A 14,105-nucleotide genomic window follows, 5' to 3' on the forward strand; every position below is an offset into this window, starting at 1 on the left:
AGTTTTATCAATTAAAAGCTTATTTCTAATGTTTTATGATTGACAAATGACAGATATTAGTTTAATCAATATAAATATTTATGAATTTGGCTAATTGTTGTCGGGTTGATATTTTAAAATTATTTAATACAAATTTATGTAATTTTATATTATTGGTATGATTTTTAAGTTTAATTTTTGGATTACTAGCTTATAATTATGCATTTTATTACAAAAAAGGAGCTTGGAATGAAGCTTGCTGGTATATTTATGGCGATTTTTGTTGCTTCATCTAGCATATTTGCATATGATGGAAATTTGAAAAAAGATATAAATGTTGTGATCTTTTTAACAAAAAAAGATAATTTTCAAAGCGCAATACTCCAAGCCAATGGAATTCAGAAAAGTTTAAGTAGTAGCGAAAAAGGGGATATTGAGCTAGTTATGGGTGGAAGTTCGGTGGAAATTTTTGCACAAAATGATGAGAAATCAAACAAAATAAAAAATGATATTGCAAAGCTCGTAGATCTCCCAAATGTTAGAGTTGTAGCTTGTAGAGGTGCAATGAAAAGAGCTAATGTAAGCCAAGATAGCTTGATCAAAGGCGTAAATACAGTAAAAGCAGCTCCTAGGGAAGTTGTAGATAGACAACTTGATGGTTATGCTATTTTAAATCCTTAAAAATTAGGATTTTATTGATTCGCTTTTTAAATTTGAATAATTTGATGGTTGTATATTAAATTATTTAAATTTAAATACTATTTTTACTCCAAATATTTGCATATTAAATTATATAGTTTATATTATTATTGTAATATTTTATTTTAAGATAATTTCAATAAAATCTATCAAACATAGATAAATTAATACTATATTATACCTATTATCTATTATTTTATACTTCAATATATTGAAATTTAATTAATTATCACTTATAATTTTAAATATACAAACTAATTTATTTACGAAATCTAATGTTATGTGAAAAATTGGTAATATTTCACAGTAAATATTTAATTATATCTAAAACTGCTTGAGTTCTGTTTTGTTGCAGTTTTGATTTGAGGATAGTCATGAGCAGCAACCTTGTTTTGAGTTTTTACCTATATATTTTTATAGTCTGTTTGCTTATAGGAATGTTTTTTCTGACAAAAAAGATAGGTCCTAGTGTGCAAAATTCGTCCAAAAATAAAAGTTATGAGAGCGGTATAGTAAATTTCTACGGTGGTATTAATTCTAGTATAAATGTTAAATATTACTTAGTTGCTATAGTGTTTGTAATTTTTGATATAGAAGCTGTATTTATGTATCCATGGGCGGTTAGTTTGCGTGATCTTGGGAGATATGGGCTTTTAGTGATGTTTGTTTTTATGGCAATTTTGCTAGTCGGGTTATTTTATATATATAAAAAGAAGATTTTAAAATGGGAATAGAAAATTTGGTTCAAAACGATGTTGTTTTAACAAGGCTTGATGCTCTGTTTAATTGGGGTAGAAAAAACTCTCTTTGGCCTATGATATTTGGAACGGCCTGTTGTGCGATAGAATTTATGAGCGCTGTATCTTCAAAGCACGATCTTTCAAGGTTTGGAGCAGAGGTTATGAGATTTTCGCCTAGACAAGCAGATCTTATGATAGTAGCTGGAACCATATCTTTTAAACAAGCTCCTATTCTAAAAGAGATTTATGATCAGATGTGCGAACCAAAATGGGTCGTTAGTATGGGTGCTTGCGCTTGTAGTGGTGGTTTTTACGATAATTATACGACATTGCAAGGTATAGACCAGATAATTCCTGTCGATGTTTATATAAGCGGTTGTCCCCCGCGTCCAGAAGCTATTATCGATGCGATTTTGGCGATACAAGATAAAATTTCTAACGAGTCTATAAAAGACAGGCATAAATACTATAAAGGATTATTAGATGCTTGAGAAATTTTCTTCTAAATTCAATGTTTTGAAGCACTCTACTACAAACGGTCTTTTAAGTGTGCAAATAAATCCAAATGATATCTATGAGGCTGTTTTGTTTGTTAGAGATAATATCGGATTTGAAATATTAGCTGATATAGTTTGCGTGGATAATTTATATATTGATAAGGAAAAGCGTTTTAGTCTTTATTATATTTTCAGAAAAATAAGCTCGGAAAATTTATGTATTTATATAGATATAGATATAAATCAGAGCGTGAAAAGCGTTGAAAGTATTTATAAGAGTGCCAACTGGGGCGAGCGAGAGTGCTTTGATCAGTTTGGAGTTAAATTTGAAAACCATCCAAATTTGAAAAGAATACTCAACCATAAAGATTTTCAAGGCTATCCTCTTAGAAAAGACTACCCTATAACAAAGTATCAAGTTCTTTATGAAAGCGATGATTTAGTCGGCGAGATGAAAAATGAGATGCAAAGAGCCGGTTTGGCTAGTGAAGAAAATGATGAGTTTAAGACAAAATATACATTTTTGAATATTGGACCGTCTCATCCAGCCACTCACGGTACAATAAGAAATTTCGTTGCATTAGACGGAGAGAAAATCATATCTTGCGTAACTGAGATAGGATATCTGCATAGAGGCTTTGAAAAAGCCTGTGAAAACCATAGCTATGCTCAGATCATTCCATATACAGATAGGTTAAATTACTGTTCTGCTATGTTAAATAACGTAGGATATGCAAAAGCAGTTGAAGAAGCTCTTGGTTTAAATTTACCAGATAGAGGAATTTTTATGAGAGTTATTTTGGGCGAACTTGCTAGGATAATAGATCATGAAGTCTGTCTTGGCGCTATGTTTGTCGATATGGGAGGGCTTACAAACTACTGGTATCTTTATAATCCTAGAGAGAGGATTTATAACTTTTTATCTAAACTGACAGGCGCTAGATTTACAAATTCATTTGCGAGGATCGGAGGCATGGCAAATGATTTTTACGATGGCTGGAAAGAAGAGCTTTTGGCGCATTTAAAAGATGTAGAAAAAGGCGTTGATGATACTATGATTTTAATAGAAAAAAATCGTATATTTTTAGATAGAGTACAAAATATATGCAAAATAAACGCTAATGACGCATTGAGTTATGGTTTTAGCGGTCCAAATTTAAGGGCTAGTGGTGTGAGCTTTGATCTTAGAAAAGATAAGCCGTATTATTACTATGATAGTTTTGATTTTAGCGTTCCAGTAGGAAGCGAAGGCGATATATACGATAGAATGTTTGTGAGATTTTTTGAGATGAGAGAGTCTATATCTATCATAAGGCAAGCTATAAAATTAATACCAGAAGGCAAAATAAGCGTAGATGATAAAGATGTATTTTTACCATCAAAAGATCAAGTATATTCAAATATCGAATCACTCATCAACCATTTTAAACTAATTTTTGATGGAATTAAACTTCCAAACGGACATTTTTATAGTGCTAGTGAAGGAGCTAACGGTGAGCTTGGATTTTTTATATTTAGTAATTCAGAGCCTAATCCTTACCGAGTAAAACTTAGACCGCCGTGTTTTTATGCGTTAAATGCATTTTCTAGTATGGTACAAGGATCTCTTATAGCAGATAGCATATTAAACTTGGGAAGTCTAAACATCATAGCAGGGGAGCTAGATAGATGAAATTCGAATTTACTCATGAGCAATTATCGGCTCTAAACGAGCTTAAGAAAAAAGTAGATGATGATAGAGCGCTTGTTCTTCCGTCTCTTTGGATGGTGCAAAGAGCGCAAGGATTTATAGACGCTAAGGATGTTTTATATCTAGAAAAAACACTTGGTATAAGAAGTATGTTCTACGCTGAAGCGATCGGTTTTTATTCTATGTTTAATCAAAAATCGAAAGGAAAATTTGAACTCAAGTTTTGCAAAACTATAACATGTAAGCTAAGAGGCAGTGACGAACTTATCAAATTTACACAAGATATTCTTGGTATAAAAATGGGTGAAACTTCTAGCGACGGACTTTTTAGCCTTGGCGAAACCGAATGCCTTGGATACTGTGAAAAAGCGCCTTGTATGCTTTGCAACCTTGAACAAATCGACTCTTTAGACGAAAATTCCATAACAAATTTGATAGAAAAAATAAGGAAAGAAAATGCAAGTAGTTAGTTCTAGATTTTCTATCAAAAACGGCTATAAAATAGATGTTGCAAAAGCTAATGGAGCTTATTTAAATTTAGAAAATATCTTGAAAATGGATAGAAATTCAATAGTAGAAGCAGTAGATAAAAGTGGATTAAGAGGCAAAGGCGGCGGCGGCGGCTCATGTGGAACTAAGTGGAAAAATATGCTTGCTTGGGAAAGCGATAAGCGTTATTTGGTAGTAAATGGCGATGAGAGCGAGCCTGGAACTTGCAAAGACAAGTATATTTTAAATTTAGATCCGCATTTGCTTATAGAAGGAATTATCATATCATCTTACGCACTAGGAGCTAAGAGAGCTTATGTTTATATACGAGGTGAATACGAAAGAGAGTTTATAACTCTTACAAATGCGATAAAAGAGGCCGCTAACGAGCTTGGAGATTTAGAAATAATAGTTTATAAAGGAGCCGGAGCTTATATTTGTGGTGAAAAAACAGCTTTATTAGAGTCTATAGAAGGTAAAAGAGGTCACCCAAGATTAAAACCGCATAATAAAGCCGAGCCGGACTTTTTGTTTGGTTGCGCATGTGTGGTAAATAATGTAGAAACTATAGCTAGCATTCCTTTTATAGTGAAAAACGGCTGGGAAGCATATAGATCTGTCGGTACTGAAAAAAGCCCCGGAACTCTTTTATTTGCAGTATCTGGATGTGTTAATACTCCTTGCGTAAAAGAGATGCCTTTTGGCACTAAAATGATAGATTTTATAAATGATTTTGGCGGTGGAGTATGGAAAAATAGAGAGTTAAAAGCAGTTATCCCCGGAGGCTCAAGTGCCGCAGTTTTGACAAAAGACGAAGTGCTAAAAGCTACTCTTGATTATGAAAGTTTAAAGGAATTTAAAAGCGCATTGGGCACCGGTGGAATGATGGTGTTTGATGATACTATTAGTATGCCAGAAGTGCTTTTAAATTTGCTTGAGTTTTATACAGAAGAGAGCTGTGGACAATGCACGCCTTGTCGTGAAGGCTGTGGTTGGGCTTTGAGAGTTGTAAAAAAGATAGTAGAAGGCGAAGGCTCTTTAAGAGACTTAGATACGCTAAAAGATATATCATATATGCTTGATGGAAAGACTATTTGCGTCTTTGCTCCGGCTGTAAAGGATGTAATTATGGGATTTATCACTAAATTCGAAAACGAATTTGTAGCGCTATGTAAGGAAACTAAGTGATGGTTAATATAGTTGTCGATGGAGAGACATTTAGTGTAGATAAAAACGGTAACTTAATCACCGAGCTAAAGAAGCATAATATTGAAATTCCGCATTTTTGTTATCATGAAGCGCTTGGCGTGAGTGGAAATTGTAGGATGTGCCTCATAGAAGTAGTAGGTCAAAAACGCCCTCAAATAGCTTGCAATACTCCTATTAGCGAAGGAATGGAGATAAAAATAAACAGCGAGCTTACTAGAAAAGTTCAAAAAGGCATTTTAGAGCTTGAGTTTATAAATCATCCAATAGACTGCCCAGTGTGTGATCAAGCCGGCGAATGTTCGCTTCAAGAGTATTATATGTGCTATGATAAAGGCGATTCAAGAGTTAGTCTTGCCCAAAAGGTGCGAAAACCTAAAAAAGAGGATTTTGGATCAAATGTCATCCATGACGCCGAACGCTGCGTACTTTGTAGACGTTGTGTGAGATTTACAGAAATTTGCACAAAGACTTACGAGCTTGGAGTAGGAAATAGAGGTGAGCATAGCGAAATAATTTTATTTAACGATGAAAAAATAAACAATCCATATGCCGGAAATATCGTAGATGTTTGTCCTGTGGGTGCTATGACTTCAGCTGATTTCCGTTTTAAAAAAAGAGTTTGGCACCTAAAGAGTTCTCCTTCTATATGTCAAAGTTGTGAGAGAGGCTGTGCCATTTGGGTAGATAGCAGTCAAGATAAGTATGAATATAATAAAATTTATCGCTTTAGACCGCGAGTCGATAACTCAGTAAATGGTCATTTTATCTGCGATTTTGGTCGTTATAGTTATAAAAATGAGCAGATTATAGTCCAAGAAAATAGTAATGAGCTTATTTTAAATTTAAAAAATGATTTAGACAAGACCAGCGGCAAATTTGATATTTTGATCACCTCGTCTTTATCTCTTGAAGAGATGTTTTGTGTTATAAATTTTGCTAAAGAGTATAACGCTAGGATCTATGGTTGGGATAATTTTAGAGATGAGAGTTTTTGCGATAGTGAGGGTTTGATGCTTCGCTATCCAAATAAAACAGCAAATAAACAAGGTTTGGATTATTTTTATAATAAATCTTATATATCAAAAGATATATCTGATATTAGAGATAGAGTTATCGTTTTTCATTTAGGCGGCGAGTTGGATTTTTTAAATTTAAAAGATAAAAACATAACTTTCATAGGATCTTGCAATAGTGCTGATATAGTTTGCGCTAGTGCGTATCATAGAGACGGGCACAGTGTTAATGTTGATAATAAATTAAGATTTAGTAAGGCGGCATTTTTAAATTTATCGCCTAGTATAGAACAGATTATACAAACATTATCTCGAAATAGTTATAAATTTGATAAAGATATTTTAAAGGCATTTGAATGAATGAGCTTGTTTTGACCATTTTTAGGATTGTTTTCATACTTTCGTTTATACTTTTGCTCATACCGATTTTGGTCTTACTCGAGCGTAAAATTTCAGCCTTTATCCAAGATCGTCCCGGACCAAATAGGGCAAATATCGCAGGTATTAGGTTGGGCGGTATTATACAAGCTCTAGCCGACGCTCTTAAGCTCGCTATAAAAGAGGATTTTACTCCATCTAGTATTCGTTCTAAGTTTTTATTTACTATAGCGCCTATGATACTATTTCTTATGAGTACGCTTACTATAGCAGTTATTCCATTTTCAGATTATTTTACTATCGATGGCGTTAAACATCTTATGCAAGGAATTCCTTTTGATGGCGGAATGTTATGGTATCTTGGAGTAGCGTCGCTTAGTATTTATGGTATTATGCTTGCCGGGTACGCTTCAAATAATAAATATTCACTTTTAGGTTCGCTTAGAGCAGCTTCTGGAGCTATTAGCTATGAGATTCCGCTTGGACTTGCTGTTGTTAGTATGATTTTGACTTACGACTCTATAAATTTAAATGATTTTGTTTTGCAACAACAAGGCTCGTTTTTAGGTTTGCCATCATGGGGGATATTTATCCAGCCTTTGGCTGCTATTATATTTATAATATGTGCATTTGCAGAGACAAACAGAGCTCCGTTTGATCTTGCAGAAGGAGAAAGCGAGATAGTTGCTGGTTATCACTTAGAGTATAGTGCAATGAGTTTTGCAATGTTTTTTATGGCTGAATATATAGCAATGACGGCTATGAGTGCTCTTATAATTACTATATTTTTTGGCGGATATTCGCTTCCTTATCTTAGCACCGCAGATCTTGTAAACAACTATAAAATAGTACTTTTAAGCATAGTATTTATTATCACTATTTTAGGTTTTATCTTTGTGTTATGGATAAATAAAAATAATGTTACAAGATATAAAGTCACAAACGACTTTAGAAAAAAAGAGAATAAATTTTACAAAATTTGTACGTTTATAGTAGTCGCTATCACAGATGTTATCTGTTTTTACCTATATTTTACAGGCTTGCAAAGCCTTGGTCAGGAAATTTTAGTAACTATACTTTATCTAACTATATTTGCTTTAAAAACATTTGTTATGCTTTTTGTGTTTATCTGGGTACGCTGGACTGTGCCAAGATTTAGATATGATCAAATTCAAAGACTCGGCTGGGAAAAGCTCATGCCTTTAGCGATATTTAATATCATAATAACAGCAATGGTGGTGGTATATGGCAATTAAAACAAAAACTATACGCAGAAAAAAAATACCGTTTTTACAAAGAATTTATCTACCTTTTATATTTGCGGGTATGGCTAGAACATTTAGGCATTTTTTTAGGAATTTAAAAGATAGCTCAAATATCGATTTTTTAGAGTATCCAGAACAAAAACCAACTGATATAACAAATCGCTACAGAGGTCTTCACAGGCTTACTAAAAACGAAAAAGGCGATCTAAAATGTGTGGCGTGTGATATGTGTGCTACCGCATGCCCGGCAAATTGCATTTTTATCACTGCTACTGAGATAGAAGGTAGCAAAGAAAAAGCGCCTTCTAAATTTACTATAGATCTGCTTGAATGTGTGTTTTGCGGACTTTGCGTAGAGGCGTGTCCAAAAGACGCTATCAGGATGGATACTGGTATCTTTACTAAAGTAGGCAACACCAGAGAATCGTTTTTAGCCGATATAAAAACTTTATCACAAAGAGAAGAGGGGAGCTTTTGATGGAACTTTTTTTATTTATAAATTTCTCTTTATTTGCCATTTTAGGAAGCTTAGGTCTTATTTTATTTAAAGCTCCTATTCATGGGGCTTTGAGCCTTATAGTTACTTTAGTTTCTATAGCCGGTTTATATCTTTTACTGTTTGCTAAGACTCTATTTTTAATTCAAATTGTAGTATATGCCGGAGCTATCATGGTGCTAAGTGTTTTTGTAATGATGTTTTTTAATATCAAAAGCGACACTTTGTTCGTAAAGCTTAAACCAAAATCTTTTTTTGTTATTATTCCTCCTACTGTTATATTTGCGATTTTGCTAGATGAGATTTGGAAATTACCAAGTGATTTTGGAATTGCACCGCTTGATTTTGGAGAAATAAAACCGCTTGGATTTTATCTATTTACAAATTGGGGTTTGAGCTTTGAGGCGATATCTTTGCTTTTGACAGCCGCATTAATCGGTGTGGTGGCTATTTTAAAAGGCAAAAACAATGCTTGATTTTTATATATTAGTGGCTTTGATCCTATTTTTTATCGGCGTTTTAGGAGTTATTCTTAGAAAAAATATCTTTACTATATTTATGTCAGTAGAGCTTATGTTGAACGCTACGGCGCTGATATTTGCTACCTTTGCTAGACAAAGTCTAAATTTAGACGGACAAGTAATAGTTATGCTAATAATCGCTATAGCTGCAGCTGAAGCTAGTTTCGGTTTGGCTCTTATAGTGCTTTTATACAAGAAAAAGCAGAGTTTAAACATAGATATTTTTGATGAGTTAAAGGATAGAGATGTTAGTTAGCATTGTAGTTTTAGCGCCTATTATAGGCAGTATTTTACTAGGTTTGACTTATTTAGCTAGAAATACTCTTAAGATATCGCAGCTTGGTTTTGCATTTTTAGGTATGGCAGCTCCTATTACTAGCTTTGTTTGTATGACGATTTTGTCTTTAAATTCGCAAATAGAACCGATTAATTTAAATATGTTTGGTTGGATAGAAGCCGGTATATTTAAAATAGATGTCGGGTTTTATCTTGATCATTTAAGCCTTTTAATGGGTCTGTTTGTAACTTTTTTAGGTATGTTGATACATCTGTATTCTATCGGATATATGGATAAAGATATCGGTTTTGGCAAGTTTTTTTGTTATATGAATTTATTTTTAGGCAGTATGCTCATACTTGTACTTGCAAATAATCCGGTTCTGATGTTTGTCGGCTGGGAAGGAGTGGGAGCTTGTTCATATCTACTTATATCGTTTTACTTTAGCTCTAAAGACAATGTAAAAGCCGGAAATAAAGCATTTATACTAAACAGAATCGGTGATTTTGGCTTTGTTATAGGTCTTGTTAGTTTGTATCTTGCTACTTCTCCATATGGTTTTAATTATGAAATATTAGCTAAAAGCGCACCTCTTATACCTTCAAATTTGGCCATTTTTATAGCGTTTTGTTTTATATGCGGAGCGCTTGCTAAATCAGCGCAAATACCGCTTTACACGTGGCTTCCTGATGCTATGGCCGGCCCGACTCCTATTTCTGCTTTGATACATGCAGCCACTATGGTAACAGCGGGTGTTTATATGGTTGTTAGATTTGGATTTTTATATGAACACTTAAATTTCGTTCTAGAAATACTTGCGATAATCGGTGTAGCAAGTGCGCTTTTTGCGGCTATAATTGCTGTAAAAGCTACAGATATCAAAAAAATCCTAGCCTACTCTACTATGAGTCAGCTTGGATATATGTTTGCCGGACTTAGTTTTAGTTCTCAAGCAGCTTTATATCATCTTTTTACGCATGGATTTTTTAAAGCGCTTCTGTTTTTGGGTGCCGGATCTGTGATAATAGCCTTGCATCACGAACAAAATATATTTAAAATGGGCTCTTTACATAAAAATAAAGTACTCTTTTATCCTATGTTATTTGGGTCGCTTGCCATAAGCGGAGTGTTTCCTTTCGCAGGATTTTTCTCAAAAGACGCACTTATATTAGGAGCGTTTTTAAGCGGTCATTATTTTATATCTGGAGTTTTGCTATTTACAGCAGGACTTACCTCTTATTATATTTTTAGGCTATTTTTTCTAGTTTTTTATTCTCAAAATGAAGCACCTAAACAGCATAAACTCCCATTTACTATGAGTTTTGTAAATGTAATACTCGCTATATTTTCTCTTATAGGAGGAGGTATGGCTATGTTTTTAAGCTTAGAGCATGTTAGTTTATCAGTAGAGATAATAGCCGGAGTTGTTAGCTTATTCATTTCATTTTTAGGAATTTTTATAGCCTACAAAAAGTTCTATAATTACAAAAATTGTGAAGAGCAAACTTGTTGTTTTGAGAATTTGGTTATAAATAAATTCTATGTTGATAAAATTTATGACTTTGTTTTTGTGCGTAGCTTTGCAAGTTTAAGTAAATTTGTAAGAGAAGTTTTAGACGCAAAGATTTTTTATCCATTTGTTTTAGGAACCGCTAGAATGTTTAAGTTTAGCGGTTTTGTATATTCTAAATTTACACAAAACGGACTTGCTGGCTCTTACGCGTTTTATATGTTAGCTTTTATCTGCATTTTTATCCTTTATATAAAGGTTAGTTTATGACTGGTTTTTCACATATTTTAAGTTTGATTATATTTTTACCGTTTATTGTTGGAGTTTTGATAGCTCTGTTTTTTAATGATAAAGCAGGTAAGTTGACGGCTTTTGTTGTTAGTATTGTAGTGGCTGTTTTAGGGCTAGTTTTATTTTTTAAATTTGATCCGAATGCCGGTATGCAGTTTGTCGATAGCATATCTTTAGTGCCGAAATACGGCATTAGTTACTTAGTCGGTGTAGATGGAATAAATTTATATATCTTACTTATCATTACTTCTGCATTTCCACCTCTGTTTTTTATTTTAAAAAACAGAAAAAAAGGTTACTGGGCAAATATGCTTTTTATGCAAAGTGGGTTTTTGTCTGTTGTTTCATCGCTCGATCTCGTATATTTTTATGCCGGCTGGGAGATGATGCTCATACCTATATTTATTATGGTCGGAATTTACGGAAAGGATTCAGGAAGAGCCGGAGCTCTTATGGATATGATGTATTACGCGATATTTGGTTCCATGATTATGCTCGGAGCCATCATATATATCGGAGCTGCTCATTATTATGAATTTGGATTTTTTAGCTTTAGACTTGAAGATCTGATTAAAGTAAGTTTAAACTCGGATTTGCAGACTGTTTTATTTTTCTGCTTTATGTTGGCTTTTGTTATAAAGCTGCCTTTGTTTCCATTTCATCTTTGGATGAGCAATGCTTATACAAAATCGCTTACGACTGCTACTTTTATGCTTTCTGTTATCGCTTCAAAAGTAGCTGTTTTTGCGATATTGCGTTTTGTTTTGCCTTTATTTCCGGTGTCTTTTGTAAATTATTCTACATGGTTTATATCTCTTGGGCTATTTTCTATGTTATATTTTGGTATAGCGGCTATCAAGGTGAAAGATTTTAAAACTTTGCTTGCATATGCTTCGGCGTCTCATTTGGGACTTATAATAGCCGGAGTATTTGCCCTAGATGTAGAAGCTATGACCGGATCTATGTATCAAGTCGTGGCGCATGCTATTACTAGCGGAATTATGTTCTTGTTAGTCGGTATGATAAGTGAGCAGCTAGGAACTAGAAAGATAAGCAAGTTAGGCGGACTTGCTATAAAGGCGCCTGTTTTTGCTACTATTTTTGCTATCGCAATGATATCTAGCGTTGGATTACCTGCTACTGTTGGTTTTGTAGGCGAACTTTTGATTATATTTGGATTATTTAAGGCTAATTTAATTTATGGTATTTTCGGTACGACTTCTATAGTAATAGGAGCTATTTATATGTTTATAGTCTATAGAAAAGCTATTTTACAAAATACGAATGAGCTTACGGCTAAATTTAAAGATCTAAGAAAGCGTGAAATTTTGGCATTTTTAGTAGCTGTTGCTATGATATTTATCATGGGAATTTATCCAAAACCTTTTATAAAGCAGATAGAACCTACTATGAATGAGCATTATGAAAGTTATATAAAACCAAATTTAGGAGCCAAAAAATGATAGCGCTATTACCTTTTATTCTCTCTTTGGCGGCTACGTTTATAAATATATTTTTATGCGTCACTAATATATCAAAAAGATATTCTATAAATTTAAATATCTTATTTTGGGTTATAATTTTTATATCTTTTTTTATTGTTCGTTCTAATTTTTCAAATGACTTTTTGATGGATTTTGCTACCCCGTTTATATCGCTTGATGAGTTTTCATTCTGTTTTGGCGTAGTTTTGTCTGCTCTTATGATAATTTTTTTAATTTCTAGTTTTTATAGCGATGACGAAAAATTCTACAAACAAGAGATGTTTGCACTCGCATCTTTAGCTAGTTTTGGCTTGTTGGCTATGAGTCTTAGCGTGGAACTGATACTTACTCTTATATTTTTAGAAGTAGCGTCTATAAGCATTTATGCTATGATAGCTATGAATAGCATTGAATACAAAAGCGTTGAAGCTGCGTTTAAGTACTTTTTATTATCATCATTTATGAGTGCATTTTATCTGCTTGGGGCGGCTTTTGTATTTGGAGTGGCTGGATCTACGAAATACTCTTTTATAGCAACTGGATTGAATAGCGATTTTTTAAGTATTATAGGGATGATTTTAGTGCTTTCTATGATGTTTTTCAAGATAGCGATTTTTGGATTTTATAGATGGAGCATAGATGTGTATTATGGCTCAAATTTAAATATAGTAGGTTTTTTAGCGTCTGCTTTTAAACTTGCTAGTTTTGCCATTTTGATCAAGCTTTGCTTTTTATATCCGGGTAATAATATAGAAATTTTACAAGGCATCTTTGCTATTTTAGCAATTTTAAGTATGTTTGCTGGGAATTTGCTATCTCTTAAAGAGACAAACGTTAAAAAGATACTAATTGCCGCTGGAATAGTGCATTCAGGGTATATTTTTATAAATTTATCCTCTGTTGGTGCTTCTGTTTCCATATATCCAGCTATTTTTTATCTATCTACATATACTATAGTAGTTGGTTTTTCATTTGCTATTTTAAACGGACTTTTTGGAGACAGAGAGATAAAAATATCTGATTTAAACGGACTTTATAAAGTACGTCCTACCGAAGCTTTTGCTCTTACTGTAATTTGTTTGTCTTTTATCGGTTTCCCTTATAGTGTCGGATTTTTGGGTAAATTGTTTATATTTTCTAGCGCCGTAGAAAGCGGTAAGACTTATTTGGCTATTTTTGGTATAATTAATACTATATTTTCTGTATATTATTACCTAAAGATTATCATCAGCATATACTTTAGCGAGAATAAAACTGCTCTGTCTTGCGCAGATAGTAAGAAATTTGGTTTAAAACTACTTGCTTTGAGTTCTATTTTATTTATAATTTTAGAGGGAAGCGGTATATTTTCTATAATATCTTTTTTAAATTTATTTATCAGATGAGCTTATTTTTAGTATTAAATTTAACTAAATTTATACTTCAGATAGTACGATAAATAGATGTTTTACAGACAATATATATTTAGTTTGAAATTTAAAAACTAAATATATATTTAATAATATTTAGCTTATTTAGATAACAATTTTCATTTATATATAGTTTTATCTAAATTTAAGTTTATAAG

The 14,105-nt window shown here is 32.9% G+C and carries 14 protein-coding genes; all 14 read left to right on the forward strand.

The window, feature by feature from the left end:
* The first annotated feature begins 228 nt into the window (after positions 1 to 228).
* The 14 genes from RVY88_RS08690 to RVY88_RS08755 all read left to right on the forward strand — a co-directional run bounded on the left by RVY88_RS08690 (position 229) and on the right by RVY88_RS08755 (position 13,923).
* Positions 229 to 660, forward strand: a complete 432-nt coding sequence (locus tag RVY88_RS08690) for a DsrE family protein (RefSeq protein WP_162167566.1) — start codon at positions 229 to 231, stop codon at positions 658 to 660.
* Positions 661 to 1,052: 392 nt separating this feature from the next.
* On the forward strand, positions 1,053 to 1,412 hold the full coding sequence (locus RVY88_RS08695; protein WP_002848151.1) for an NADH-quinone oxidoreductase subunit A: 360 nt from the start codon (positions 1,053 to 1,055) through the stop codon (positions 1,410 to 1,412).
* Positions 1,403 to 1,909 (forward strand): NADH-quinone oxidoreductase subunit B, encoded by a 507-nt coding sequence (locus RVY88_RS08700; RefSeq protein WP_162167565.1) that lies wholly within the window; start codon positions 1,403 to 1,405, stop codon positions 1,907 to 1,909. The genes RVY88_RS08695 and RVY88_RS08700 overlap by 10 nt, the downstream gene beginning before the upstream one ends.
* Positions 1,902 to 3,587 (forward strand): NADH-quinone oxidoreductase subunit D, encoded by a 1,686-nt coding sequence (locus RVY88_RS08705; RefSeq protein WP_002848154.1) that lies wholly within the window; start codon positions 1,902 to 1,904, stop codon positions 3,585 to 3,587. The genes RVY88_RS08700 and RVY88_RS08705 overlap by 8 nt, the downstream gene beginning before the upstream one ends.
* On the forward strand, positions 3,584 to 4,075 hold the full coding sequence (locus RVY88_RS08710; protein ID WP_002848156.1) for an NAD(P)H-dependent oxidoreductase subunit E: 492 nt from the start codon (positions 3,584 to 3,586) through the stop codon (positions 4,073 to 4,075). Before RVY88_RS08705 ends, RVY88_RS08710 begins: the two co-directional genes overlap by 4 nt.
* The gene (gene nuoF, locus RVY88_RS08715) at positions 4,062 to 5,282 is read left to right on the forward strand and encodes an NADH-quinone oxidoreductase subunit NuoF (RefSeq protein ID WP_002848158.1); all 1,221 of its coding nucleotides are present in this window, start codon (positions 4,062 to 4,064) and stop codon (positions 5,280 to 5,282) included. The genes RVY88_RS08710 and nuoF overlap by 14 nt, the downstream gene beginning before the upstream one ends.
* Positions 5,282 to 6,676: a 2Fe-2S iron-sulfur cluster-binding protein gene (locus RVY88_RS08720; RefSeq protein ID WP_162167568.1), complete on the forward strand. Its 1,395-nt coding sequence runs from the start codon at positions 5,282 to 5,284 to the stop codon at positions 6,674 to 6,676. The genes nuoF and RVY88_RS08720 overlap by 1 nt, the downstream gene beginning before the upstream one ends.
* On the forward strand, positions 6,673 to 7,950 hold the full coding sequence (locus RVY88_RS08725) for a complex I subunit 1/NuoH family protein (protein ID WP_011731719.1): 1,278 nt from the start codon (positions 6,673 to 6,675) through the stop codon (positions 7,948 to 7,950). The genes RVY88_RS08720 and RVY88_RS08725 overlap by 4 nt, the downstream gene beginning before the upstream one ends.
* Complete coding sequence (locus RVY88_RS08730) at positions 7,940 to 8,437, forward strand: NuoI/complex I 23 kDa subunit family protein (RefSeq protein ID WP_010402338.1); 498 nt, start codon at positions 7,940 to 7,942, stop codon at positions 8,435 to 8,437. The genes RVY88_RS08725 and RVY88_RS08730 overlap by 11 nt, the downstream gene beginning before the upstream one ends.
* Positions 8,437 to 8,931, forward strand: a complete 495-nt coding sequence (locus tag RVY88_RS08735; protein ID WP_002848163.1) for an NADH-quinone oxidoreductase subunit J — start codon at positions 8,437 to 8,439, stop codon at positions 8,929 to 8,931. Before RVY88_RS08730 ends, RVY88_RS08735 begins: the two co-directional genes overlap by 1 nt.
* A complete protein-coding gene (nuoK, locus tag RVY88_RS08740) occupies positions 8,924 to 9,232 on the forward strand; it encodes an NADH-quinone oxidoreductase subunit NuoK (RefSeq protein WP_002848164.1) in 309 nt (102 codons plus the stop codon). The genes RVY88_RS08735 and nuoK overlap by 8 nt, the downstream gene beginning before the upstream one ends.
* Positions 9,222 to 11,033, forward strand: a complete 1,812-nt coding sequence (gene nuoL, locus RVY88_RS08745; protein WP_162167564.1) for an NADH-quinone oxidoreductase subunit L — start codon at positions 9,222 to 9,224, stop codon at positions 11,031 to 11,033. Before nuoK ends, nuoL begins: the two co-directional genes overlap by 11 nt.
* On the forward strand, positions 11,030 to 12,517 hold the full coding sequence (locus RVY88_RS08750; RefSeq protein WP_024305336.1) for a NuoM family protein: 1,488 nt from the start codon (positions 11,030 to 11,032) through the stop codon (positions 12,515 to 12,517). The genes nuoL and RVY88_RS08750 overlap by 4 nt, the downstream gene beginning before the upstream one ends.
* Positions 12,514 to 13,923 carry an NADH-quinone oxidoreductase subunit N gene (locus RVY88_RS08755; RefSeq protein ID WP_162167563.1) on the forward strand — a complete coding sequence of 470 codons (1,410 nt, stop codon included), beginning with the start codon at positions 12,514 to 12,516 and terminating at the stop codon, positions 13,921 to 13,923. Before RVY88_RS08750 ends, RVY88_RS08755 begins: the two co-directional genes overlap by 4 nt.
* Positions 13,924 to 14,105: the final 182 nt, after the last annotated feature.

The sequence above is a fragment of the Campylobacter sp. TJR-1 genome (assembly GCF_032840035.1).
Lineage (GTDB): Bacteria > Campylobacterota > Campylobacteria > Campylobacterales > Campylobacteraceae > Campylobacter > Campylobacter fetus.

Bases quoted from the DNA above. Each gene is read 5' to 3' on its own strand.
- RVY88_RS08690 (WP_162167566.1), top strand. From the start codon at position 229: ATGAAGCTTGCTGGTATATTTATGGCGATTTTTGTTGCTTCATCTAGC.
- RVY88_RS08695 (WP_002848151.1), top strand. From the start codon at position 1,053: ATGAGCAGCAACCTTGTTTTGAGTTTTTACCTATATATTTTTATAGTC.
- RVY88_RS08700 (WP_162167565.1), top strand. From the start codon at position 1,403: ATGGGAATAGAAAATTTGGTTCAAAACGATGTTGTTTTAACAAGGCTT.
- RVY88_RS08705 (WP_002848154.1), top strand. From the start codon at position 1,902: ATGCTTGAGAAATTTTCTTCTAAATTCAATGTTTTGAAGCACTCTACT.
- RVY88_RS08710 (WP_002848156.1), top strand. From the start codon at position 3,584: ATGAAATTCGAATTTACTCATGAGCAATTATCGGCTCTAAACGAGCTT.
- nuoF (WP_002848158.1), top strand. From the start codon at position 4,062: ATGCAAGTAGTTAGTTCTAGATTTTCTATCAAAAACGGCTATAAAATA.
- RVY88_RS08720 (WP_162167568.1), top strand. From the start codon at position 5,282: ATGGTTAATATAGTTGTCGATGGAGAGACATTTAGTGTAGATAAAAAC.
- RVY88_RS08725 (WP_011731719.1), top strand. From the start codon at position 6,673: ATGAATGAGCTTGTTTTGACCATTTTTAGGATTGTTTTCATACTTTCG.
- RVY88_RS08730 (WP_010402338.1), top strand. From the start codon at position 7,940: ATGGCAATTAAAACAAAAACTATACGCAGAAAAAAAATACCGTTTTTA.
- RVY88_RS08735 (WP_002848163.1), top strand. From the start codon at position 8,437: ATGGAACTTTTTTTATTTATAAATTTCTCTTTATTTGCCATTTTAGGA.
- nuoK (WP_002848164.1), top strand. From the start codon at position 8,924: ATGCTTGATTTTTATATATTAGTGGCTTTGATCCTATTTTTTATCGGC.
- nuoL (WP_162167564.1), top strand. From the start codon at position 9,222: ATGTTAGTTAGCATTGTAGTTTTAGCGCCTATTATAGGCAGTATTTTA.
- RVY88_RS08750 (WP_024305336.1), top strand. From the start codon at position 11,030: ATGACTGGTTTTTCACATATTTTAAGTTTGATTATATTTTTACCGTTT.
- RVY88_RS08755 (WP_162167563.1), top strand. From the start codon at position 12,514: ATGATAGCGCTATTACCTTTTATTCTCTCTTTGGCGGCTACGTTTATA.